We start from the raw sequence: 22461 nt of genomic DNA, 5'->3' as shown, positions 1-22461 counted from the left end.
GGGCTCGGCCGAAGCGTCCGCGCCCTAACGTCCCGTACCGGCCGAGGCCACTGTGCCCCGCGCCCTGTGCCCGCACACCGTCCGCCAACCGCCCTGGGAGCCTCATGCCCGCCACCGACAGCACGCCATCGAACCTCTGGCCCGGCATCGGCTTCACGGTCACCGACGCCCCGAAGCCCACCGACGTATCGCTCATCTCCGACGCCCTGGACCGGTTCAACACCGACTCCACAGCCGTCGACGACCGCCGCCCGCTGGCCGTCCTGGTACGTGACCGCGTGACCTCCCAGGTGATCGGCGGCCTGACCGGTCGCACCTCACTCGGGCTGTTCTTCCTCGACCTGTTCTTCCTGCCGGCCGAGTTGCGCCATGGCGGCCTGGGCAGTGAGATCCTGCGCCGGGCCGAAAGCGAGGCCCGCGCACGCGGCTGCCGCACGGCTGTCCTGTACACGATCAGCTTCCAGGCTCCCGGCTTCTACGCGAAGCACGGCTGGCGACGCCTGGGCGAAGTCCCGTGCGACCCGCCGGGCACCAGCAGGGTCTTCATGACAAAGGGCCTCGACCCGCCGTCAGCCCCCTGAATCCGCAGCACCGCGGTGCTGCATGCCGTGTTCTGCCCGATCCTCAAGGACGGCAGTAGCGGGTGAGCATGCGGCCCCTGCCCGAGTAGCCGACGGGCTGGGCCTCCGCGGCCGGCAGAGCGGCGGCGGGGGCCTGCCGTCAGGTCGCCTCCGTCCGGCCATCGGCTATGCGTGGCCCGGAGTCGCGCTGGTCGGTAAAAGACCTCGACGCGGCGGCAGGGCCGGGCTGGCTCTCACCAGGCCCTCTCAGTCCCACGGGCTGGTGGGCACCGGGCCCGGGACGACGACCACCGCGATCTCGCCGTCGCGCGCACGGCCCGCCCAGACCTGGCCCCAGCCTTCCGGGACACCGAAGGCCAGCAGGTCGGCCCGGCATCCCTCGTCGCGGGCGAGCTCGAAGTAGCCCTCGCAGAGGTCTTCGGTGCCCCGCCCGACCGGCGGGCCGCCGAATCCGGCGGCGGTCACGTCGGCCAGGTAGCGGCGGAAGGGTTCGGTCAGCGGTTGCCAGGCGGTGGTGTCGGCGAAGCAGCCCATTGCGTCCTCCGCCGCGAATCCCGCGCCGGCAGCGCGCAGGGCCGGGTCCTCGCCCACGCCGAGGGCGAGCTCCCACGTGACCACCGGCTCGTCGCGCACGCGCAGGCGTGTTGCGGCGCACTCCCGATGTTCGGTGTAGTAGCCGTCGGAGAGGTGGGGCCAGTTGGCCCAGGAGACGTCCACCGGGTACTCGCCGGGCGGGATGCGGAACGCGAGCTCGCGCGGCGGCCCGGTGATCCAGGGCGAGTCCACGACCAACCGGCCGCTCGGCAGCCGGATTGCGGTGACCTCCTGCACCTCGGCGATCTCGATCCAGCTGTACGGGGTGTGCGGGTCGCCGCCGATCCGCAGGCCCGGTATGAACAGTCCGTCGAGGTACTCCCGCGTCTCCGGCCTGACCTCGTCCATTCCCGCCCCTTCCTTCTCACTCCTGTGGCACCTGTTGCCCCGGACGATACGCACCGCCGCAGACAACCCCCGGTGCCGCGGCCTGCGCGTGGGGTGGCCCGGGGTCGGCGGCCGCGAGGCGTCCTTCCCCGGCCGTTCGTGCGGCGAATGCCGCGCTGCGCCTGTGCTGGACGTGCCGGGGCTCGATCGGCGACCAGGCGGATGCGTTGCCGGAGCCGCGGGAGAAGGCCGCCCGGGCCGGTCGGAGTGCCTGGGGTGTGTCGGTCCGCACCGTCCGGTGCCAGATGGCGGCCCTGATGGAACGCCTCGAAGCCGCCGGCCGTTTCGGGGCCGGGCTGAAGCCCGCCCGGCGCGGCCGGTTCTGACCGGGCCGCAGGGGCACGGGCGCGCAGGCCGGTTACGGGGAGGCTTCCGAAACGAGAACCGTTTCCAAAAACCCCGCCATCGATCGGTCAAGGTCTGTCGGAACGCGGCCGTAGCGACCGCCCGCTGCGCCAGGGTGGGCGCCATGAGACTCCTGAAACCCCGTCCTGCCCCGCGCGCGGGCCGGACGCCGTTCCGCGCGTTGCCGCTGATCGCGCTGGTCGTGGCCGGCGCGGTGATATCCCTCGGTACGGTCGTCCCGGCCGCGGCCGGGACCTCCCGGGTCGACCTGAACGTCCTCGTCGTCACCGACGGCAACCCGTGGGTCGAGGGTATCCACAAGCAACTGGTCTCCGAGGGCGTGCCGACCACCGTGGTCGACCTCACCAGCAGCAACCGCGCCACCCTCACGGCGTCCTTCCTCGCCGACGCCCTGGCCGACGGCACACCGCACGGCCACTTCGAGGGCGTCGTCCTGCCCAACGACGCGCCGAGCCGGCTCTCCACCGCCGAACTCTCCGCCCTCACCGGCTACGAGCAGGCCTACCACGTCCGACAGGTCGACTCCTACGTGTGGCCGGGCACCAACACCGGTCTGAGCACGCCCGCGTGGACCGGTTCGCTCGACGCGACCACCGCCACCGCGTCCTCCTCCGCCCGGGCCGACGCCTTCCGCTACCTCAACGGCCCGGTGCCGTTCGAGGGCACCGCGGGCGGCAGCGGCTCGTACGGCGCGCTGGCCACGCCGGTGCCCGACAACCCGGCCACCGGCTCGCACTTCGAACCGTTCCTCACCGAGACGGTGCCCGGCACCTCGACGCAGGGCGTGCTCGCGGGCGTCTACACCAGCAGCGGCCGCCAGCAGTTGGTCCTCACCTTCGCGTACAACTACGACCAGCAGCAGTTCCGGCTGCTCGCGCACGGGATCGTCGACTGGGTGACGCGGGGTGTCCACCTGGGCTACTGGCGCAACTACTTCTCGGCACACGTCGACGACCTGTTCAACGCCAACTCCCGTTGGAGCCAGAGCGGCAAGTGCACCCCGGGCGAAGGCGACTGCGCCGCCGGCGTACCGGACACCACGCCCATCCGGATGGCCGCCTCCGACGTCACCGACACGGTGAACTGGCAGCAGCAGAACGGCTACACCCTGGACTTCCTGTTCAACGCGGGCCCGGGTGTCGAGTACCAGCAGGAGCAGGGCGGCGACGACCCGCTGAGCGACGCGCTGCTGGCGAACAAGAACAGCTTCCGGTGGGTCAACCACACCTACGACCACCCGTTCCTGGGCTGCGTGCAGGACTTCTCGGTGATCCCCTGGCGGTGCCAGACCGATGCCTCGGGCGTCATCGAATACGTCGACCAGGCCACCATCAGCTCCCAGATCACCCAGAACATCCAGTTCGCCCAGGCCAACGGCCTCCCGTTCCGGCCGAACGAGCTGGTCGCGGGCGAACACTCCGGCACCGTGATGCTGCCGCAGCAGCCCGCCGACAACCCGAACTTCCTGGCCGCGCTGAGCGCAAACAACATCCAGTGGCTCGGCGTCGACGCCTCCCGCGAGAGCGGGCAGCGTCAGATCGCCTCCGCACTCGGCACCCCGCGCCACCCGGTCAACGTGTTCTACAACGTCTCCACCCAGGCCGACGAGGTGAGCGAGTACAACTGGCTCTACACCTCCAAGGCGAACGGCGGAAGCGGCAACTGCGAGGCCAACCCCGCCACCACGACCTGCATCGCACCGCTGGACCCGAACACCGCCTGGTCGAGCTACGTCCTGCCGCTGCAGGTCAGGATCACCCTCGGGTACGTGCTGTCCAACGACCCGCGGCCCTTCTTCATGCACCAGTCCAACCTGACCGACGACAAGCTGGCCCTGCAGACCCTCACCGGCATCCTGTCCACCTACCGCACCTGGTTCACCGCGGACACCCCGGTGGTCAACCAGACCCTCACCGACTCCGGGACGGTCCTCCAGCAGCAGGCCGGCTGGCAGCAGGCCCAGAACGCGGGCTCGGCCACCGGCTACGTCCAGGGCGGCGTGGTCACCCTCCAGGGGACCTCCGGCACCGCCGTGCCGGTCACCGTGCCCGCCGGCACCACCGTCACCACCGTCACCGGCGGCGCCACCTTCGGCGCCGCGTACGGCGGCGAGCAGTCCGCGAACACCACGCTCGGCGCGACGGCTACCGCACTCACGCTGCCCACGAACGTGTTCGGTACGGTGGCCGACTCGACCCCCACCGGCCCGGGCGCGGAGCTCGCCTCCTACGCCAAGGGCTCCCCGCACGACGTGCGCCGCGACGGCGATGCCATCGTCATCACCGACCCGACCGGCACCCACGTCCTGCCCAAGCTCGCCGGCGCGCCGGAGGAGCAGCTGCACATCGGCGACCACCACCACAACCCGTACAACGCCGTCCCGAAGGCACCGGCCAAGAAGTAGCCCGCACCGCGCATCTCGTACCGCGGCGGCGGCCCGCACGAGCGCTCCCCGGCCCGTGCGGGCCGCCGCCCGCAGCCGGCCCGGCTACGCGGTGCCGACGGTGAGCCGGGTGATGCTCCCGACCACCTCGGTATCGGTCGCGTCGAGAAGTGAGGCCCGCACGGCCGCCGTGTCACCCGCGGCGTAGCGGCTCTGGTTCAAAGTTGTGACCGGGACGGTCACTTGGACATTCGTGCCCGTGCAGTTCGGGGTGAAACGTGCGTAGCCAAGGGCGCCGGACGTACGGTCCTCGGCGGTCACGGTCGCGGACGCGACGAAATCGCCGGCGTCGCAGGAGTACGCGACGGTGACGTTCACCGTCGCCGAGGCGCCACCGGAAACGGTCGCGCCGTCGACCCGCACCCCGGTGCCGGCGTGCGCCGGGGCCGCTGCGAGCACCGCCCCCGCGAGCAGTACGGGTACGCCGAGCAGAGTCACGATCCTGCCGTTCATGATGCCCCTCCCAATGCCGATCACCGGTGTCACACCGTCGACGACGGACCGGTCAGACGGCGGTCGATCCCGGAGTCCATCCCGGGGTGATACGCCGGGACCGGCACCACCGGCAGCGTCACCGTCGTGACCTGCAAAACTGACCTGACCATACATCATCAATACCAACTGGCAAGGAAGTTGACTCAGGTCGCGGAGTCACTCCACCTGACCTCTGCGGCGCCGCTGGACCCGTCCTCCGCCCGCGAGGCCGCCGCCAGATAGCCCGGCGGCCTCGCAATCCGGCCTGGCACCCACCCCCACCCCCACCCCCACCCCGTCTCGTCGCCCTGCGACAGCGAGGACCGCAGGCCGCCGCCGCCCCGATGTGCCTGGCCTGTGTACAGGTGACAGGGAGCTCAGGTGCCGTGGTGGGCGGTGTGCCCGGGAAGGGGGCCGTAGGCGGTGCAGTAGCCGCAGTCGCAGGTGGTGAGGGAGTTGGCCTGGCAGTGGGCGGTGGGCCAGGCCCAGGAGGTACAGGGCCCGGGGTCGACGGGGGTACCGTCGTCGGGCAGGGTGCGCCGGCACCAGTCGCACCGGACGGAGGCGGGCACGCCGGCCCGGCGCAGCTGGCGGGCTGCGGGGGCGGCGATCTCGAACGGAACGTCTTCCCGTACGGTGGCGGGTGCGCTGTCCAGGAGCCGCTTGCTGTGCCACAGACTCAGGCCGGTGACCGCGCGTACCGCCTTCAGGGCCGTCGCCCCGCCAGGCGAGCCACCGCTCACCACGATCGTGAACTGCGGATCCTCCACGAACCCCCCTTGGTCGGTCAGTGTCGTGTCCGGTGCCAGTCAACCGCCCGTGCCCGCGCCCGGCCACAGGTTTTCCACACCGGCCGCGCCGTCAGACCCCGACACCCGGCCGTACCCGGTACGCCGTGCCGTAGCTGATTGCGTGACGTGGCGAGCTCTGCCTCGTTGTGCTATCCGGATCGTGCGGCGACGGTCCCGGCTGTGCTCTCTCGGCCCGTGAACGAAGAGCAGCGAAGCCCGAAGGTGCTCCGCATCCTCGCCGGACTTTGTGACCCCGATTCGCTCTGCGCGTCGGATCACGGGGCCGGTGTGAGACGAGTGAGCAGTGCCCAAGGACCACGCACGCAAGAAGGAAGTACGACGCCGCATGAAGGAAACAGGCCGGGGCTACCAGAGCACCGCGCGGGAGCGCCACCAGGAGAACGCCCACGACATGAGCGACAGCTCGTCGCTGCCGAACGCAGATCGCCGTGAGGACTACATCGACGCACTGTGGGACGCCGATCTGCCCCAGAAGGTCAAGGTGCTGCTGTACGAGCTGGCGTCCCGCCTTGACGTGAACGCCTCCGACTGGACTCCGGACAATCACCACGTTCGCTTCGGCGAGGAGGAACTCGCCAGCGCGGTGGGACTCGATATCGAGGCCGCGAACCTGTGCCGCTACCTGGCGATCGAGGCGAATTGGCTGGTGGAGGTCAACGACGAAGTGGTGGAGCTCCGCCAGCCGCACGAAGACTGGAACACCTTCCAAAGCGCCTTGGCGGGGCTCAAGAAACCGATCATCGATCAAGGCCGTTACCGCAGCTGTCTGGACGCCCTCGCAAAGGACGTTGAGCGTTTGCGGACAGAGCCGATGATGTCCGTCCGCCGCATCCAGGAGGCCATGGTGACCGTCATCGGACACACCTACCTGCCCAAGTGCATCGGCGGAGAGCTCAGCAAGAACACCATGGGGCTCGGCTCAGGGCACCAAGCCGGCGAGCTGTAGTCCCGCATCGCACGGCGAGATGAGGTGGGTCACCCGCACCCGGTGACCCACCTTTGGCGGCCAGGAGGTGCTGCTGGCCGGGGTGGAGGTGGTTCAGCGGCCGGGGACGACGATGCCCTGGGTCGACCTGCCGTTGCCGCTCCAGTCTCCCGTGACCGGGAACCCGCTGTCGCCGTAGGAGACGAGGGTGGTGGATCCGTCGGCGGCGGCGCCGCGGAAGCGGAAGACACTGCCGGCGGCGTGGTAGACGCCGACCTGGGTGGTGCCGCTGCCGTTCCAGTCTCCGGCGATGGGTGTGTCCCCCCGGTCACCGAACCTGAACGTGATGTCGGCCTCGCCGTCGTGGATGGAGTTCACGAGGTAGAAGGTGGCGGTGTCGGGGTTGAACAGCCCCGGGGTGTCGAAGCCCTTGTGTGTCCAGTCTCCGGCGATCGGCTTCCAGTTGCCGCCGTCGCCGAGCCTGAAGGACGTCACGGTGCCGTCGTGGTGGCGCAGGTGGAACGCGCCTGTGCTGGGGCGGTAGATCCCGATCTCGCTGGTGCGTCCGCCGTCCCACCGGCCGACCACGGGGACGTCGCCCGGATTTCCGAACCCGAAGTCGGTGCTGCTGGGGCCACCGTCGAGCGAGTTCGTCAGGTAGAAGTGGGCGGTGGTGGGGTCGTAGGCGCCGGGGGTGTCCCCGCCGATGCCGTCCCAGTTGCCCGTCAGCGGCAGCATCGGGCTCCTCCCGAAGTCGAACGTCGCCCGGGTGGAGAGATCCGACTGGGCGGAGTCGGAGAGGAACCAGCGTAGGACGCCGGGTGCCTGGGGCGGCATCGTGCCGGACCGGACGAACTTGATCCAGTCGACGAGGTCGTCGGTGCGAGTGCTCACGGCGCCGTCGCGGGCGGTTTCGGTGCTGCCGAGGCAGCCCTTCTGCCAGGAGGTGCTGCTGACGGCGACGAGTTGGACGGTGCCGCCCGTCTCGCGATCGGCGGGGCCTCCGGTGTCGCCCTTGCAGACGGTCGCGCCGGCCGGTGCGACGCCCGTGATGGCGATGCCGGTGGCGGTGACCGCGTTCACGCCGAAGGTCGCGCCGTGGAGTTTGTCGGGCACCCATTCCGTCCGGGTCCGGCCGTAGCCGACGACGTGCAGGGTTTCACCCTGGACGGGTGCCCCGGTGGCGACGGACAGGGGAGTGATGTCGGTGACGGGGGCGGCGAGCCGGGCCAGCACGAGGTCGCGGTCGGTGCGGGGGACGAGTTCGGCTACGTCGCGGACCTGGCCCGTGGTGGTGGGGTCGGTGCGGCCGAGGGTGACGGTGGTCTTGAGTGCGGGCGCGCCGGCGGGCAGGGCCGTCGGCTGGTCGGGGTTGTCGGCGAAGCAGGAGGCGGCGGTGACGACCCAGAACGGGTCGATCAGGGCGCCGCTGCAGGCGCGTCTGCCATCGCCGATGTCGATCTTGGCGGTGAACGCGTAGGAGCCGGTCGGCGCGATGTCACCGCTGACGGCGGGCGCGGGCGTGCCGGTGAGCAGGGCACTGGTGAGGACGGCGGCGGTGACGGCCCCGGTCGTCCAGACAGTACGTGAGCGTGAGCGAAACATCAGGATCTCCCCCTGCCGGCCTTGACGGCGTGTGAGCCTCGACGGTCGAGGAACTGCGGACACGGGCTGAGGGGTACAGGGCCCTCGGGTGGTCGGCTACGGTCACTTGGGTGCCCGGCGGACCATGATGGACCAGTCGGACCAGCCTGCGCCGTTGGCGTTGGATGCGTGGGCCATGAGGCCGGTGATGCGGGCGAAGACCTCTGCGGTCTTGGTGTCCGGGTTGTAGACGGTGGTGGGGCTGCCGCTGAACTTCCAGCCGCCGGTCATCGTCCAGGCTTCCCAGCCTTTGGTTCGGGTCCAGGTGGTGCGGTACAGCGATCGGTCCGTGCCGGTCGCGAAGAGTTCGAGGGCGTTGGTGATCGGGTTGTACAGGACTGCGGGGGTACCGGCGAACTTCCAGTCGCTGGGGCCGATGAGTGACCAGGTGGACCAGCCTGCGCCGTTGGTGTTGTAGATGTGGGCCATGGTGCCGTCGACGGTCAGGGCGAAGACCTCTGCGGTCTTGGTGTCCGGGTTGTAGACGGTGGTGGGGCTGTCGGTGAACTTCCAGTCGCCGGTCATCGTCCAGGATCCCCAACCGGTGGCACGGGTCCAGGTGGTGCGGTACAGCGATCGGTCCGTACCGATCGCGAAGAGCTCAACGGCATTGGTGACCGGGTTGTAGACGACGGCGGGAGTGCCCGTGAAGTGCCCCCCGGCGCCGATGAGTGACCAGGTGGACCAGCCTGCGCCGTTGGTGTTGTAGATGTGGGCCATGGTGCCGTCGACGGTCAGGGCGAAGACCTCTGCGGTCTTGGTGTCCGGGTTGTAGACGGTGGTGGGGCTGTCGGTGAACTTCCAGTCGCCGGTCATCGTCCAGGACCCCCAACCGGTGGCACGGGTCCAGGTGGTGCGGTACAGCGATCGGTCCGTACCGATCGCGAAGAGCTCAACGGCATTGGTGACCGGGTTATAGACGACGGCGGGAGTGCCCGTGAAGTGCCCCCCGGCGCCGATCGTGAACCAGCCGGACCAGTCTTTGCCGTCGGTGTTGTAGTGGGCGTTGGTCATGGTGCCGTCGGTGGTCAGCGTGAAGATCTCTGCGGTCTTGGTGTCCGGGTTGTAGACGGTGTTGCGGCCCCCGGTCCGACTGGCCATCACAGCGGACCATGCTGAGGTGGTCTGTTGGATCCAGGTGGCGAGGTCGTCGGTGCGGGTGTCGTAGGCGCCGGTGTGGGTGGTTTCGGTGGAGCCAAGGCAGCCGTTCTGCCAGGATCGGCTGTTGAGGGCGGCGAGTTCGTAGTGGTCGCCGACCGGTCGTAGTGCGGGGCCGCCGGTGTCGCCCTTGCAGACGGCGGCGTCCGCGGGGGACTTGGCGGTGATGGCGAGGCCGGTCGGGTCGACGGCGCCGACGGTGAAGGCGGCGCTGTGGAGCTGGTCGGGCACCCACTCGGTCTTGGTGCGGCCGTAGCCCGCCACCCGGAGTTCCTCACCGGCGGTGGGGGCGGTGGTGGACAGGGCGAGTGGGGTGATGTCGGTGACGGGGTTGGCCAGGCGGAGCATGACCAGGTCGCGGTCGGTGCGGGGGACGAGTTCGGCGACGTCGCGGACCTGGCCCGTGGTGGTGGGGTCGGTGCGGCCGATGGTGGCGGTGGTCTTGAGTGCGGGTGGGCCGGCGGGGACGGTTGCCGGTTGGGCGGGGTTGTCGGCGAAGCAGGAGGCGGCGGTGATGATCCAGTACGGGTCGATCAGGGCGCCGGAGCAGGCGCGTGTGCCGTTGCCGATGTCGATCCTTGCGGTGAACGCGTAGGAGCCGGTCGGCGGGGTGTCACCGCTGACGGCGGGCGCGGGCGTGCCGGTGAGCAGGGCACCCGTCAGGGCGGCGGCCGTGACGGCCCCGGTCGTCCAGGCGGTACGTGAGCGTGAGCGAAACATGGGATGACGTTCCTTCGTTGCCGTTGCGACCGGTGGGTGACTCTGTAACGGGTCGGTGCCCGCTCGGCAGTGGCCCGACGGGCGCGGGGTCAGCCGGTGACGCGGAGTTCGACGAGCATGGTCGACTTCTGGCCGGCGCCCTCGCCGACGCCGGTGATCCCGCCCTTGGGGATGTCCACGGTCTGGGCGACGCCGTCGGCGGTGAGGTTGGCGCGAACCGCGCGGTCGTTGGTCTGGATGAGGAACGTCTGCGGCAGTTCGAGGGTGAGCTGGCCGACGGTGCCGTTCACCCGGAAGCAGACTGAGGGACCGCCGGCCGGGTTGGGGACGGCCCGGCTCCAGAGCTGGATCTGGGTGGCGGTGTTGCAGTCGGCGAGGAGGATGTGGCCGTCTCCTCGCAGGAGCTTCAGGCTCGGGAAGGGGCTGGCGCCCGGGTAGCTGAAGTCCTCGACCGCTGGCGGCGGGGTCGGGTCGGCGGCCGCGGCAGCCGGGGCGGCGGCGGGCCGGGTGGCGGAGGAGGAGTCGGCCGAGGCGGCGGCCACGGCGGTGAAGGTGACAGCGACGGCAAAAGCGGCAGCCGTCAGCCGGCTGAGCGTGCGGCGGCTCATCCGATTCCCTTTCTGGGCTGATCATGCAGACAGATCTGCAGATGCCAAAAGTATCGAGGATGCGTCCGTTTTCGTCTGGAAACTCAGGGCGCCGGGACGCGAAGAACGCACCGTCCACCCTGAGGGGATCATCAAGGGAAAGTCAAGGGTCACTATTGTGCCTCGACCCTGAATATCGCCGACACGTGTGGAAATCCGTGCATGGCGCCCCATAAGGCCCGATGTCCGGCAAGGTTTGGCCGCCTACCTCACCCGTCCCACCAGGAGCAGGGGCCCCGGTTCTGTGAATCCGGAACTCCTGTCATCGGCTCGGGGACTGGAGCGGGGAACTCCATTTTCGGACCCTGGTTCCGGCCGCTCGAAATATTTCTGCCAGGGGTGGACCGGGCCCATGAATTCGTGCTCTTCTTTCACGTAATGCCAATAGCCAGGCCGTGCTCGAACGAGGCCTGAGTGAGATCCGGGGGGTTTTCTCGTGACGCAGGGGTGGGGTGGTTATGCCATGCGCAGAAGGCGACGCCGAGTACTGGCGGGCATGAGCCGGGTGTGGCTGGGGATGTTGCCGCTGGCCCTCGTCGCGGGGCTGCTGGGGACGAACCCCGCCTCGGCGGCCGACGGCGACGGGCAGCCGGTGCCGCTGACGGACCGCGCCCGGGTGGTGGCGTTTTGGAAGGACGGCGGTCCGGCGGTCAAGGCCGCGGCCGAGACGGCGCTCACCAGCTCGGACGGCGGGGCCGTACAGAACTTCCTGAACAACGGTCGGTCGGCTGCCCAGGTGCAGGACGACCAGGTCAGCGCCGCGCAGATCTTCACGCTGGGCGGGGCGGCCGTGCGGGAGGCGGCGCGCAAGGCGCTGGTCGGCACGCCGGACGAGCTGCGCACCTTCCTGGAGGGTGGCTGGCAGGAGCCGCTGAAGGCCGATCAGCAGGTGAAGGCCGCCTCGCTGATGAACGGTGCCGGGGCGGGCGTGCAGGCGGCCGCGAAGACAGCGCTGAACGGCACGGCCGACGACGTGCAACTGTTCCTCAACGAGGGCCAGTACTCCGCACGCGAGGCCGATGACCGGGTCAAGCTCGTCCAGATCCTCAGCGACGGCGGCCCCAACACCCAGGCGGCCGCGCGCCTGGCCATCAACGGCTCGATCGACGACGTACGCGAGTTCCTCACCGTGGGCGTGCACGTGGCCCAGGCCCGGGACGCCGAGCGCGCCACCATCGCGCAGTTGACGCAGCAGGCCAAGGACGCCTCCGCACAGGCGGTGCGCGAGACCGAGGCTGCGAAGGAGTCCTCCGCGCAGGCGGTGGCGGCCTCGCAGCTGGCTAAGGAGTCGGCCGCGAAGGCGGCGGCCGAGACCGAGGCCGCCCGCAACGACACAAACGCTGCGGGAGCGGCGGCCGGACGCGCGGCCGACGCCGCTGGCCGGGCCGCGGAGGCCGCTCAGAGGGCGGTGAAGGCCGCCCGCAGCGCGACCAACTCTGCCCGGACGGCCGCCAGTGCGGCTTCCCAGGCGGCCTACGCAGCCGCAGGCGCGGCGCAGGCCGCGACCGCCGCCCGCAGCGCGGCAGCCGGCGCGGCGTTGGACCGTTCCAATGCGGACCTCGCCGCGCGGGCCGCTACGGCGGCCGAGACCGCGGCGAACGAGGCTGCCACGGCCGCGGGCTCGCTCACCCAGGCCAACGCCGCTGCCGCCGCCAGCCAGCAGGCCGCCGATTCCGCGATCAGCGCGGGCGGCAACGCTGCGGCGGCCGCAGAGTCGGCAGACCAGGCCGGCGGCTTCGCCTCCGCGGCGAGCGCCCAATCGGCGCGGGCCAAGGCCGCCGCCGCCGCGACCCGCCGCCAGGCTCAGGAGGCGACCCGCGCCGCGACCGCCGCCAGGTCGCTGGCCGGTGAGGCCGCGCAGGCAGCTGCCGCCGCCAAGGCCCTCGCAGACTCGGCGGCTACCCACGCCCGCAACGCCGCAGCCGCTGCCCGGGACGCGGCCCAGCACGCGGGAGAGGCTGCGCAGGCCGCCGAGCGGGCGAAGGCCCACGCCGACGCCGCGGTGACGGCCGCCCAGGCGGCCAAGAACGCCGTCGACAAGGCCAACCAGGTCCATGACCTCGCCCAGCGCGCCGAGGACGAGGACCGTACGGCCCGGACCGCCACCGCAGTGGAGAAGGCGCGTACCGCCAAGGCCGCCTACGACGACAACCAGACCGCGATCGGCGAGGCCGTCCAGCAACTGCGCCGCGTCAAGGACGACGCCGACCGCCTCGCCACCGCGCTCACCCGGCCCAACCCGGACACCGCGGGCATCGCCACCGACGGGCGCAAGCTCGCCGTCATGTCGATCAAGATCGCTGGCCCATGGGAGAACGCCGCCGCAGAGGTCGCGCTGTCCGGCGATGACACGGCCGTGCTGGACTTCGTGCGCACCGCACGGAGCCAGGCGATTGCCCTCGACGACCGAGCCCGGGTGTCCAGCCTCGCCATCGGCTCCGAACTACCGGCCGTGCGCGCCGCAGCGACCGAGGCCCTCAAGGGCGACGCGAACGCGGTCGGCCTCTTCTTGACCACTGGTCAATACCAGGCTGCCGTCCCGGACTTTCAGGTCAGCGTCGCCAACATCGTCAGCGAGGGCGGCCCCGGCGTCCAGGCAGCCGGACGCGCCGCGCTGAACGGAAACGCCAACGCCCTCCGCGATTTCCTCAACAACGGCCGCTACCAGGCTCAGCTCTCCGACAACCAGGTCAAGGCTGCAGCTCTGCTCCAGTCCGGCGGCAAAGAGGTCAAGGCCGCCGCCCAGGTAGCGCTCGAAGGGCCGCCCGGGGTCCTGCGCGCGTTCATCGCCACCGGACAGTACACCGCCGCGCGCAAGGACGCCCTGGCTGCGACCTACCAGGCTGAGATCCAGCGGATGATCGTCGAGGCATCGGCCGTCACGGCCTACGCCCAGCAGAGCGCCGCCGAAGCCGTCCAGGCCGCCGCCGTCGCCCGGGACGCGGCCGGCGACGCCAAAACCGCCTCAGAACAGGCCAAGGCCGCCGCCGACCAGGCCGCCGGCTACGCGGCCGACGCCCGCACCAAGGCCGCCGCAGCCGCCGCCAGCGCGCAGAAGGCTGCCGAATCAGCCAAGACCGCCACGGCCGCCGAGACCTCGGCCCGGCACTCCGCCGCGTCCGCCGCGTACTCGGCACAGCGAGCCCAGGTCTCGGCCGACATGGCGAACTCCTCCGCACAGGGCGCCTACGCGGCGGCCGCCCAGGCCCAGGCCGACGCCCAGGCGGCCGGGCAGGATGCGGAGAAGGCCGCCCAGGCTGCGATCAACGCCTTCCTGACCTACACGGCGAAGGACACCGCGGAGAAGGAAGCGGCCCGGCAGGCTGCCGAGGCCGCCGCCGCCGACGCCGAGATCAAGGCCTACAACGAGCAGGAGCAAAAGGACGACATCGCCGCTTTGGAGGCCGAACTCCGCAAGCAGGCCGATGACGACAGCTCAGGATGGCTGAAGGACCTCGCCTTCGACATCACCCACGGCCTGCTGGACCTCGTCTCGATGGCCCCCGGCGTGGGTACCCCGGCAGCGCTGGCCAACTGCGGCATCTACGCCCTGCAGAAGGACGTCGAGAACGCAATCCTGGCCTGCACCAGCGCCATCCCGCTGGCCGGGGATGCCGCCGAGGTCGCCAAGCTCGCCAAATGGGCCGAGAAGGTACCCGGCGGCAAGAAGGTCATGGACTTCTTGGAGAAGCTCTTCTCCAAGATCCCCGGTACCTGCCTGCTCAGAAGGAACAGTTTCCCGGCCGGCACCCGTGTGCTGATGGCGGACGGAACGACCCGGCCGATCGAACGGGTGAGGGTAGGCGACCAGGTCCTGGCCACCGACCCGGATCTCGGACGCACGGTAGCCCACGCGGTCAAGGCCACCATCTACACCCCGGATGACCGCGACTTCACCGAACTGGCGGTCGTGGACGGCACCGGTCAGGTCACCACCGTGACCGCCACCGACCACCACCCGTTCTGGTCGGAGAACCGCAAGACCTGGACCGACGCCGCACTGCTCGAGACCGGCGACTCGCTGCGCAACGACCGGGGACAACAGGTCCGGATCTCCGGCGTCCGGCACTGGAGTACCGTCCAGGCGGCGTACAACCTGACCGTCGACGAGATCCACACCTACTATGTGCTGGCAGGCAGCACCCCGGTTCTCGTCCACAACGCGGACGGCGAGCCGAGTGCGGACGACAAGAAGTTCGCCAGGCAGGTCAAGCTCCCAGCGGACAACCCGGCCGTCCGGAACCGGACGATGACGGTCGCGGACTACATCGCGAAGTTCCGGCAGGGCCGCGTCCGGAGCGAGATCGGGCAGAAGTACCTGAACATGACGGTGGCAGATGCCCTCAAGCAGGCGATGACAGACAAGGACTCGCAGGCCAGGAAGCTGCTGGTCACTGAGCGGTTCGACAGAAACAGCAACTACAGGGGAAAATGCAATTGAACCCACCCGTCATCGGACCGGTCGCCGGCCAATCGGATTCCTGGTTCTCCTGCCGCGTCAGATTCGCTCACCTGGCCACCAGTAGCGAGTCGCTGCTCCTGCGGACGTCCGTCTACCTATTCATCGCGGACAGCTACGAGAGCGCCCACCCGCGCGCCCTGGAGATCGGCCGGCGCGAGGAACAGGTGTACCCCAACGGGGCCGGAGGGATGACCCGGATCGCCATGGTTGAGATCGAGGCGATCGATCAATTGGACGAGATCGAGGACGGCATCGAGGTCGCCTGCCTCTGGTCGGACGAAATCGAGCCCTCCCCGTACACGTGGGACCAGGAGTTCCATCCGGAAAAGTCCAAACCCTGGAACACTCTCTGAAGCTTGTTCTTCGTGGTCCGGCCTCGAATGATGTCTCGAACGGGGTCGTTCGTCCGGGAGTGTGTCGGACGTGGACACGGTCTTCGTCTGATCCTGTGCGCCACGTCCGCGATGTCCACGGGCCCGAGCAACCACCCGATGCAGCGGGAAAGCGGAGACCCTCGACCCGAGCGAGGAGCCGACGGCCCCTACCGGCACAGCTTCGGAGGACTCGGAGGAGGAAGGGAGGCTTCTTCCGGTCACGGGCAGCGCCAATGGCGACGTGGTCTCCTGGCTCTGCGACAGCCAGGAACCGGACAGCTGGGATGTCGTCGTTTTCAAGCGCCAGCCCCGTTACGAGGGGGAACGCTGGGTCCGATTCGAGGCGGGCTTCGGCGATTTCCTCCTCGGCACACTCGGTGGCACGCTGCCGAACCCGTTCAGCGACAGAGGCTTCGCCGAGCCCCCGCACGCCTACCGCAACTGGCGGCAGCCGCTGTGACTCGCACGGTATTTACCGAGGCGGACAAGGACATCGCGGAGCGGGAGGCAACGGAGCAACTGGCCACCGTCTGCCCCAACGAGGCGCTGACTGTGGTCGTCGCCGAGGGGGGGCTGCCCACGTTGCCCGCCACTGCCTCGGCGCGCTCGGCGAGTTCGGATGTGTTCAAAGTCGCGGCCACAGACCAATGGCGGATCACTCCCCGGGTTCGACCCACTGCGATCGCCAGGCCGGCGGGTCGAACGGGTCCGCGAAGTACTGCGTCTCCCGCACCACCCGCCCTGCCGAGAACTCCATGATGCTCACCGTCTGGGTGGGTTTGCCGTCATAGGTGAGCACGAATTCGGTGACCCAGAGGTCGCCGGCTCCGAGGATCCTGCGCACGGTGAAGGTCCGGACCGCGGGATGTTGGGTGCGCAGTGCCTGGATGTTGCTCCTGCCGCGGATGATCTCGCCGGACTGCGGGTACTCGACGATGACGTCGTCGGCGTAGATGTCGTGTTCCGCGTCCGCGTCACCGCTGTTCGATGCGGCCCAGTGCCGGTCCAGCAGGGCCCGGGCAACCGTCGCTTCCACCGTTATGGCCCTTTCGCTCGGAACACCACGTGCCCGACGTCCTGCGACGCGGGCGCGTGTCTGGGCGGGATCGCTCCAGGGCTGGTCACTTGAGGATCTCCAGCATCCGGTTCCCGAGGACCGCGGCCGAGGCCGGGTTCTGTCCGGTCACCAGGTTGCGGTCCTCGACCATGTAAGGCTCCCAGACCGGACCGCGGCTGAAGTCGACCCCGACCTTCGCCTTCACGTCGGTCTCCAGCAGCCACGGCACCCTGGAGGCGAGTCCGACGCCGTCCTCCTCCTCGTCGGTGAAGCAGGTGATGTGGTAGCCCTTGAACGGCGACTCGCCGTGGATCCTGGTGGCCAGCATCGCGGCGGGACCGTGGCAGACGATGAACAGCGGCTTGCCCGAGGCCAGTTGCCGGGTCAGCAGCCGCCCCACGTCGGCGTCCCACGCCAGGTCCGCCATCGGACCGTGACCGCCCGGCAGGTAGACCGCGTCGTAGTCCTCCAGGCGCACGTCCGACAGCTGCAGCGGTCGACGCAGCACCTCCGCGGAACGGATGATGGCCTCCAGTTCCAGGGCGCTGTCGTTTCCGCCGACCATCTCGGGGCGCAGGCTCATCATGTCGACGGTCGGCGTCACACCGCTGGGCGTCGCGACGACGACCTCGTGACCGGCGTCCGTGAGGATCTTGTACGGGTTCGCGAACTCCTCGGCCCAGTAGCCGGTCGCGTGCCGCGTGCCGTCCTTCAACACCCAGTAGGTGGCTCCGCTGACGATGAAAAGCACTTTTGCCATGGCAGAAATCCCCTCTCGGACGCATGCCAGGAGCGGGTTCGGCGGGATGCCCCACGCAACCACGCTAGGCAGCTGCGCCGACCGCGCGCAACCGGTGCTCCGTCGGCGCTCTGGCACACGTATCGCGCCGCCGACGGTGGCGCCCCCGGCTACGGACACATCCGGTCACATGTCGAGGACCACGTCGGCCGGGGGCGTCGAGCAGCAGATGAGCGCGCTTCCCGTGGCGGGGGGCTCCAGGGGCTGCGGGGCGTAGTCGACGTGGCCGGAAAGGAGCGCGGTCTCGCAGGTGTGGCAGATTCCGGTGCGGCAGGACCAGCGGACGGGCACGTCGCACGCCTCGGCGAGTCCGAGCAGCGTCCCGTAGTCAGGGTGCCAGGGGACGATCAGCCCGCTGCGCGCGAAGGCCACGGACGGCCCCGGGCGGCCGCCGGGAGGAGCGGCCGGCTGGTGCGGTGCCCGGGCGGGTCCGGTCACCACACCGGGGGTGATGGCGGACGTGGCCCCGAAGACCTCGGTGTGGATCCGGGAGGGCGGCAGGCCGCAGGCCTGAAGGGCTCCGGTCATGTCCCGCATGAACGCGCTCGGCCCGCAGATGTAGGCGTCGGCGTCCGGAGGCGGCTTCAGGCCGCGGATCCGTTCGGGACTGAACCGCCCGCTGACCGTGTAGTCGACACCTGGGCGGTCGACGCCGGACGGGCGGCTGTAGGAGACGAACGACCGGCTTGCGGGCAGTTGGGAGAGCAGTGCGCGTACTTCGCCGGCGAACGGGTGGTTCTCGCCGTCCCGGGCCGCGTGCAGCCACCACACCGCGCGCTGCGAGTGCTCCGCGGCCAGGGCGTGCAGCATGGCCAGGACCGGGGTGGCGCCGACACCGGCGGACAGTAGCAGGACCGGAGTGTCCGCGTCCGCGAGCAGGAACGTGCCGCGCGGAGCGGCGACATCGAGGACGTCACCCACCTTCACGTGCTGGCGCAGGTAGGTGCTGGCGACGCCGTTCGGCTCCTGCTTGACACTGATGCGGTACGTCTCGGCGCCCGGTCGGCCGGAGAGCGAGTAGTTGCGGATGACCGGGGAGGCCTGTGGGTCCGGCCGCAGGCGGACCGTGAGGAACTGCCCCGGCAGGGCGGCGGGGAGCGGTTCGCCGTCGACCGCTGCCAGAGTGAGCGAGAAGATGTCCGCGCTCTCCGGTTCGATGCGGGCGGCTTCGAGCCGACGGAACCCGGGCCAGGCCGGCGGCGGGCTGCTGGTGGTCAGCCCGCGGTTTCCACCCGCGGCGCCGGGGCCGCGGTCCGCGTCGTCGAGCAGGGCTCGCAGCGACGTCTTCCAGCCGGGGCTCAACGCGGTGATGCGCAGGGCCCGTTCGAGCTGTGGCCGGGCGTGGCCGGGCAGGTAGAGCAGCGCGTCGATCTCCGCGACGGTCATCTCCTCGGGGCCCGAGGCGATCTTCACGATCTCGTCGCCGGCCCGCACCGGCCCTTCGGTCAGCACCCGCATGTAGAAGCCCGGGCGGCGATGGGACACCAGCAGGGCGGCCATCTGCGGCTCGCCGAGCCGCAACCCCACGCGGTAGCACGTCACGCGGGGTTGGGTGACCTCGAAGACCGCACCGCCGATCCCGTAGCGGTCACCGATGCACACCTCGTCGTCGGCGAGTCCGTCCACGGTGAGGTTCTCGCCGAACTGGCCGTACGTGAAGTCGTCCCGCTCCAGGTGCTCCTGCCAGTGGCGGTAGGAGCTCAACTGGTAGACCAGCACGGCTCGTTGCTCGCCGCCGTGCCCGGCGAGGTCACCCTGCCCGTCGCCGTCCAGGTTGAGCCGGCGCGCCATCACGGGACCGGCGACGGGGTGCTTCCAGATGCCGGTGCGGGTGGTCCTGCCCTGCCAGGGGACGTCCTTGGGCATGCCGACGTTCACGGCGATCAGAACGGCCATGACCTGTGCTCCTCCCGCGCTCGACAGGCCGGTGCCTGCCTCCAGCGTCGTACGGTCGGCCGCCGACCGCACCCGAAGAGCTCTACTCGGCGCCGGGGCTCGGCGCCGAGTAGAGTGAAAACCGGTGGGTGTCGTCGCCGCGCGCGTACCGCAGGCGCGGGTACGCCGCCGTCGGCGAGGCGGTCATGAATCTCGACGATCATGCACCTCGAACAGGCCTCGTTCGTCACCGGCGAGATCCTGCACTTCGACGGCGGCCAGAGCGCCGGCTTCTGAAAGAACAGGGATCGGGAGCGATCGACCTATGCGCACTCGCAAGCAGCTGACCCCGCTCGGCGCTGTCGGTGCGGGCCTGGCGGCGGGAGTGGTCGGCACCGTCTGCATGGACGCCGCGCGGTTCCTGCGCCAGCGCCGGGCCGGCGGCGAACGCGACGCCCTGCACTGGGAGTTCGCCCCGGTCCGCACCTGGCGGGAGGCGCCGGATCCCGGGCAGGTCGGAAAGCGCCTGGTCGAGGCCTTCACCCGGCGCGAGCTGCCGGACAGCGCGGCGTTCCCCGTCAGCACGTTGATGCACTGGTCCTACGGAGTGGGCAACGCGGCCTTCTACGGCGTCGCCAGCGCCTCGCTGCGCAAGCCCCACGTCCTGTACGGGCTCCCGTACGGTGCGCTCGTGTGGCTCAGCGGATACGTGGTGCTTCCGATCGCGGGACTCTACAAACCCATCTGGAGGTACGACGCCAAGACGCTGGGCGATGATCTGACCGCCCACCTCGCCTACGGCCTCGGCACGAGCAGCGCTTTCTGGCTGCTGAGCAGGGCTTCCGTGTTCTCACGACAGCTGTAGTTCGCGATCCGGCTGGTACTGACGCTGGCACTGGCGTTGGTCGGCGAGGCGTGACCCAGGATCAGAAAGCGGTGGCCGCCGTCACGGTAGCGCGTGGGCCGTGTCTGGGTCGGTTCGAGGGCCTGTTAGGCCGGGTGGTCGGCTACCTCCCGCCGGGGGCGGGACGTACCGGGAGACGGCCCAGGGCCTACTGATGGAGCCGGAGGACGTGAACTGCCGGCTGCTGGCCGAGGCGATGGGGCATCGGGGTCCGCACTGCTGGCAGCACCTGCTGCCCCGTGTGGTCCGGGATCCGAGTGAACGTGCCCGGAGCCCGCTCTGCCACAGTGCCGAGTCGGCCGCTCTGTGTCGCTGGTGCCACCCGTTGAACCGGCTCCGTCCCGCCAGGAGCGGTTCAGGTGAGCCGGAACCGGCCCTTCGGCCGTAGTCCAGGGTGGCGGCACAAGCCGCTCGAAGAACCTTGTGCGATCAGCCTGGAAGCCCGAATGAGATGACTCGACATGACGCTGCGCGCCAGCCTCTGGCGACGCCCGGCCGGAAAGCGCCCGGAGGCGGTGAGACCGGTGGGGCAGCCGGGGCATGGGGTGACGCCACGCTGGTTGGGCGTAGGGGGTCCCGGGCAGCGACGGCTGAATGTCTCTGAGGAGTAGCGGGAGACGACTCTTCGGACTCTTCCGATTGACATGAAATGGTGGAGTGGGACTGTGCGGCGGCAATTCGATCCGTTGGTGGGAACAGAGAACGAGCGGCACTGGCACTCGCAGATGGTTCATGAGGGACTGCTCTTTCCGCAGATCTACGGGGAGCGCACGCTGTACTCCGAGCTCGCGCAGCGGCCCGGACGGATCAGGGAGATGCAGCGCGAGCGGCTGACAGCGGTGCTCCGGCACGCCGTCGATGCGGTCCCGGCGTACCGGCGGACCGGGATCACGGTCGACGGCGGGGCGGATCCGTGGCGGGTACTGTCCGCCTTCCCGTTGGTGGGCAAGCGTCAGCTTGCCGAGGGCATGATCGACCACTGCGACGACGACATCGACCCGGCGGTGTGCAGGGTCCTGGAAACGTCGGGGACCAGTGGTGTGCCGTTGCGGATGATCCGCCATGACGACGCGTTCGTCCACGAGTGGGCCACCGCGCTCGTCCGGAACGAGCGAGCGGGGTTGGTGTTCGACCGAAAGGTGCTGATGCCGTGTCTCGCGCGACTCGACCACTGGTTCGAGTACACCTCTCCCGGGATGGGGTTCGCGCGCGTTGCGCAGTTCGGCACGGCCGGACGCACGGCACCCGACCGTGCCGGGTTCGCCGACCGGGCGAGGGGCTTCCGCCCCGACGTGCTGACGGGGTCTCCGCGTAACCTCATGGACTTCATGGGGCTGCTGGGGCAGCACGGCGGCCGCCTGCCGTCGGTGCGGTCCGTCGTGTCGTGCGGGGAGCTTCTCGTCCCCGCCGCTCGGGAGGCACTCGCGGACTTCTTCGGGCTGACGGTGACCGACATGTACGCGATGAAGGAAGTCGGCACCATCGCGGTGCAGTGTGCGCTGGGCTCCTACCACATCGAGTCGGAGCGGCTGTGGCTGGAGGTCGTCGACGACGATGGTGTGCCGGTGCCGGAGGGCAGCGTCGGGGAGGTCGTGATCACCGATCTGACCAATCTGGCGATGCCCCTCATCCGCTACCGGACGGGGGACTTCGGCTCGCTGGCAGGGGCGCCGTGCGCGTGTGGCCTCCCGCACAAGGTGATGGACTTGGTGGAGGGGCGGAACCCGGGGGAGCTTCGCCGGCCGGACGGGACGGCGGTCCCCGTGCTCTGGGCCGTCCGGGCTGTCCGCCGCCACCCGGTCCGCCGCTACCAAGTCGTGCAGGAGACCGACTTCTCCGTGTCCGTGCTGGTCTCGCCCGCTCCTGCGTTCACCGCTGCGGACGCGACGGAGCTGACCCGCAGTCTCGCGGACGTCCTCGGCACGGACGTCCGGTGCCGGGTGCGGGAAGTCGACGACGGCGACTTCCACAGCACCGGCCGGCGCAAGGACGTCGACTTCGTGAGCTTCCTCCCCGACGTCGCCGACAGCCCGGGCAGGCTCTGAGCCTGGGCAACGAAGGCGACAGCAGTGACAGGGGAGGCCCGTTGTCCGATTCCGAGAGGAGGTGACCAACATGACCAAGGAGGAGCGCATCGCGCAGATCCAGCAGTTCTTTCGTGCCGACGGCGTGATCTAGCCGGTCGCCCGGCGACCCGCGCGCGGAAGCCGGATTCCACCCCCGGGCCGGTACCACGCCG

17 protein-coding genes are annotated in these 22461 nt (G+C 70.1%); 8 read left to right on the top strand and 9 right to left on the bottom strand.

Annotated features, from left to right (window positions below; genetic code table 11):
* The first annotated feature begins 104 nt into the window (after positions 1-104).
* On the top strand, positions 105-581 hold the full coding sequence (locus A6F73_RS31835) for a GNAT family N-acetyltransferase (RefSeq protein WP_063351850.1): 477 nt from the start codon (positions 105-107) through the stop codon (positions 579-581).
* A gap of 246 nt (positions 582-827) precedes the next feature.
* Here the strand turns inward: A6F73_RS31835 and A6F73_RS40855 are convergent, their stop codons facing one another.
* Positions 828-1523, bottom strand: coding sequence for a DUF4241 domain-containing protein (locus A6F73_RS40855; RefSeq protein ID WP_063351849.1), 696 nt, complete (start codon positions 1521-1523; stop codon positions 828-830).
* Positions 1524-2031: 508 nt separating this feature from the next.
* Between A6F73_RS40855 and A6F73_RS31825 the strand changes: the two genes are divergently transcribed.
* Complete coding sequence (locus A6F73_RS31825) at positions 2032-4332, top strand: hypothetical protein (protein ID WP_159398633.1); 2301 nt, start codon at positions 2032-2034, stop codon at positions 4330-4332.
* Between the two features lie 84 nt (positions 4333-4416).
* Here A6F73_RS31825 and A6F73_RS31820 read toward each other — a convergent pair whose 3' ends face one another.
* Both A6F73_RS31820 and A6F73_RS31815 read right to left on the bottom strand, forming a co-directional pair.
* Positions 4417-4824, bottom strand: coding sequence for a hypothetical protein (locus tag A6F73_RS31820; protein ID WP_159398632.1), 408 nt, complete (start codon positions 4822-4824; stop codon positions 4417-4419).
* Between the two features lie 398 nt (positions 4825-5222).
* The gene (locus A6F73_RS31815) at positions 5223-5615 is read right to left on the bottom strand and encodes a ribosomal protein L7/L12 (RefSeq protein WP_063351846.1); all 393 of its coding nucleotides are present in this window, start codon (positions 5613-5615) and stop codon (positions 5223-5225) included.
* Positions 5616-5940: 325 nt separating this feature from the next.
* Between A6F73_RS31815 and A6F73_RS31810 the strand changes: the two genes are divergently transcribed.
* Positions 5941-6603, top strand: a complete 663-nt coding sequence (locus A6F73_RS31810) for a hypothetical protein (RefSeq protein WP_159398631.1) — start codon at positions 5941-5943, stop codon at positions 6601-6603.
* 93 nt (positions 6604-6696) lie between these two features.
* Here the strand turns inward: A6F73_RS31810 and A6F73_RS31805 are convergent, their stop codons facing one another.
* From A6F73_RS31805 to A6F73_RS42635, 3 genes are all read right to left on the bottom strand, one after another.
* Positions 6697-8187 carry a trypsin-like serine protease gene (locus A6F73_RS31805; protein WP_063351844.1) on the bottom strand — a complete coding sequence of 497 codons (1491 nt, stop codon included), beginning with the start codon at positions 8185-8187 and terminating at the stop codon, positions 6697-6699.
* Between the two features lie 102 nt (positions 8188-8289).
* Positions 8290-10104: a trypsin-like serine protease gene (locus A6F73_RS31800; RefSeq protein WP_063351843.1), complete on the bottom strand. Its 1815-nt coding sequence runs from the start codon at positions 10102-10104 to the stop codon at positions 8290-8292.
* Positions 10105-10193: 89 nt separating this feature from the next.
* Positions 10194-10712 carry a hypothetical protein gene (locus A6F73_RS42635; protein WP_063351842.1) on the bottom strand — a complete coding sequence of 173 codons (519 nt, stop codon included), beginning with the start codon at positions 10710-10712 and terminating at the stop codon, positions 10194-10196.
* A 502-nt stretch (positions 10713-11214) separates the two neighbouring features.
* On the opposite strand from A6F73_RS42635, the gene A6F73_RS44205 reads away from it, so the two are divergent.
* The 3 genes from A6F73_RS44205 (at position 11215) to A6F73_RS31780 (ending at position 16047) form a co-directional block, all read left to right on the top strand.
* Positions 11215-15192 carry a polymorphic toxin-type HINT domain-containing protein gene (locus A6F73_RS44205; protein ID WP_079136431.1) on the top strand — a complete coding sequence of 1326 codons (3978 nt, stop codon included), beginning with the start codon at positions 11215-11217 and terminating at the stop codon, positions 15190-15192.
* Complete coding sequence (locus tag A6F73_RS31785; RefSeq protein WP_063351840.1) at positions 15189-15566, top strand: DUF4288 domain-containing protein; 378 nt, start codon at positions 15189-15191, stop codon at positions 15564-15566. Before A6F73_RS44205 ends, A6F73_RS31785 begins: the two co-directional genes overlap by 4 nt.
* Positions 15567-15828: 262 nt before the next feature.
* A complete protein-coding gene (locus A6F73_RS31780; protein ID WP_063351839.1) occupies positions 15829-16047 on the top strand; it encodes a hypothetical protein in 219 nt (72 codons plus the stop codon).
* Between the two features lie 195 nt (positions 16048-16242).
* Here the strand turns inward: A6F73_RS31780 and A6F73_RS31775 are convergent, their stop codons facing one another.
* From A6F73_RS31775 to A6F73_RS31765, 3 genes are all read right to left on the bottom strand, one after another.
* Positions 16243-16623 carry a nuclear transport factor 2 family protein gene (locus tag A6F73_RS31775; protein ID WP_107453121.1) on the bottom strand — a complete coding sequence of 127 codons (381 nt, stop codon included), beginning with the start codon at positions 16621-16623 and terminating at the stop codon, positions 16243-16245.
* Between the two features lie 85 nt (positions 16624-16708).
* Complete coding sequence (locus A6F73_RS31770; RefSeq protein ID WP_063351837.1) at positions 16709-17404, bottom strand: type 1 glutamine amidotransferase domain-containing protein; 696 nt, start codon at positions 17402-17404, stop codon at positions 16709-16711.
* A gap of 165 nt (positions 17405-17569) precedes the next feature.
* Positions 17570-19339, bottom strand: coding sequence for an MOSC and FAD-binding oxidoreductase domain-containing protein (locus tag A6F73_RS31765; protein ID WP_063351836.1), 1770 nt, complete (start codon positions 19337-19339; stop codon positions 17570-17572).
* 304 nt (positions 19340-19643) lie between these two features.
* Between A6F73_RS31765 and A6F73_RS31760 the strand changes: the two genes are divergently transcribed.
* Together A6F73_RS31760 and A6F73_RS31755 are read left to right on the top strand one after the other, a co-directional pair.
* The gene (locus A6F73_RS31760; RefSeq protein WP_063351835.1) at positions 19644-20183 is read left to right on the top strand and encodes a hypothetical protein; all 540 of its coding nucleotides are present in this window, start codon (positions 19644-19646) and stop codon (positions 20181-20183) included.
* 728 nt (positions 20184-20911) lie between these two features.
* Positions 20912-22267 (top strand): AMP-binding protein, encoded by a 1356-nt coding sequence (locus A6F73_RS31755; RefSeq protein WP_159398630.1) that lies wholly within the window; start codon positions 20912-20914, stop codon positions 22265-22267.
* The last annotated feature ends 194 nt before the right edge of the window (positions 22268-22461 follow it).

The sequence above is a fragment of the Streptomyces sp. MJM8645 genome, assembly GCF_001625365.1.
In the GTDB taxonomy this organism is placed as follows: domain Bacteria; phylum Actinomycetota; class Actinomycetes; order Streptomycetales; family Streptomycetaceae; genus Kitasatospora.
The sequence above is the reverse complement of the archived record's forward strand: the minus strand, read 5'-3'. Positions and strand labels throughout refer to the sequence as shown.

Bases quoted from the DNA above. Each gene is read 5' to 3' on its own strand.
- A6F73_RS31835 (WP_063351850.1), top strand. From the start codon at position 105: ATGCCCGCCACCGACAGCACGCCATCGAACCTCTGGCCCGGCATCGGC.
- A6F73_RS40855 (WP_063351849.1), bottom strand. From the start codon at position 1,523: ATGGACGAGGTCAGGCCGGAGACGCGGGAGTACCTCGACGGACTGTTC.
- A6F73_RS31825 (WP_159398633.1), top strand. From the start codon at position 2,032: ATGAGACTCCTGAAACCCCGTCCTGCCCCGCGCGCGGGCCGGACGCCG.
- A6F73_RS31820 (WP_159398632.1), bottom strand. From the start codon at position 4,824: ATGAACGGCAGGATCGTGACTCTGCTCGGCGTACCCGTACTGCTCGCG.
- A6F73_RS31805 (WP_063351844.1), bottom strand. From the start codon at position 8,187: ATGTTTCGCTCACGCTCACGTACTGTCTGGACGACCGGGGCCGTCACC.
- A6F73_RS31800 (WP_063351843.1), bottom strand. From the start codon at position 10,104: ATGTTTCGCTCACGCTCACGTACCGCCTGGACGACCGGGGCCGTCACG.
- A6F73_RS42635 (WP_063351842.1), bottom strand. From the start codon at position 10,712: ATGAGCCGCCGCACGCTCAGCCGGCTGACGGCTGCCGCTTTTGCCGTC.
- A6F73_RS44205 (WP_079136431.1), top strand. From the start codon at position 11,215: ATGCGCAGAAGGCGACGCCGAGTACTGGCGGGCATGAGCCGGGTGTGG.
- A6F73_RS31770 (WP_063351837.1), bottom strand. From the start codon at position 17,404: ATGGCAAAAGTGCTTTTCATCGTCAGCGGAGCCACCTACTGGGTGTTG.
- A6F73_RS31765 (WP_063351836.1), bottom strand. From the start codon at position 19,339: ATGGCCGTTCTGATCGCCGTGAACGTCGGCATGCCCAAGGACGTCCCC.
- A6F73_RS31760 (WP_063351835.1), top strand. From the start codon at position 19,644: ATGCGCACTCGCAAGCAGCTGACCCCGCTCGGCGCTGTCGGTGCGGGC.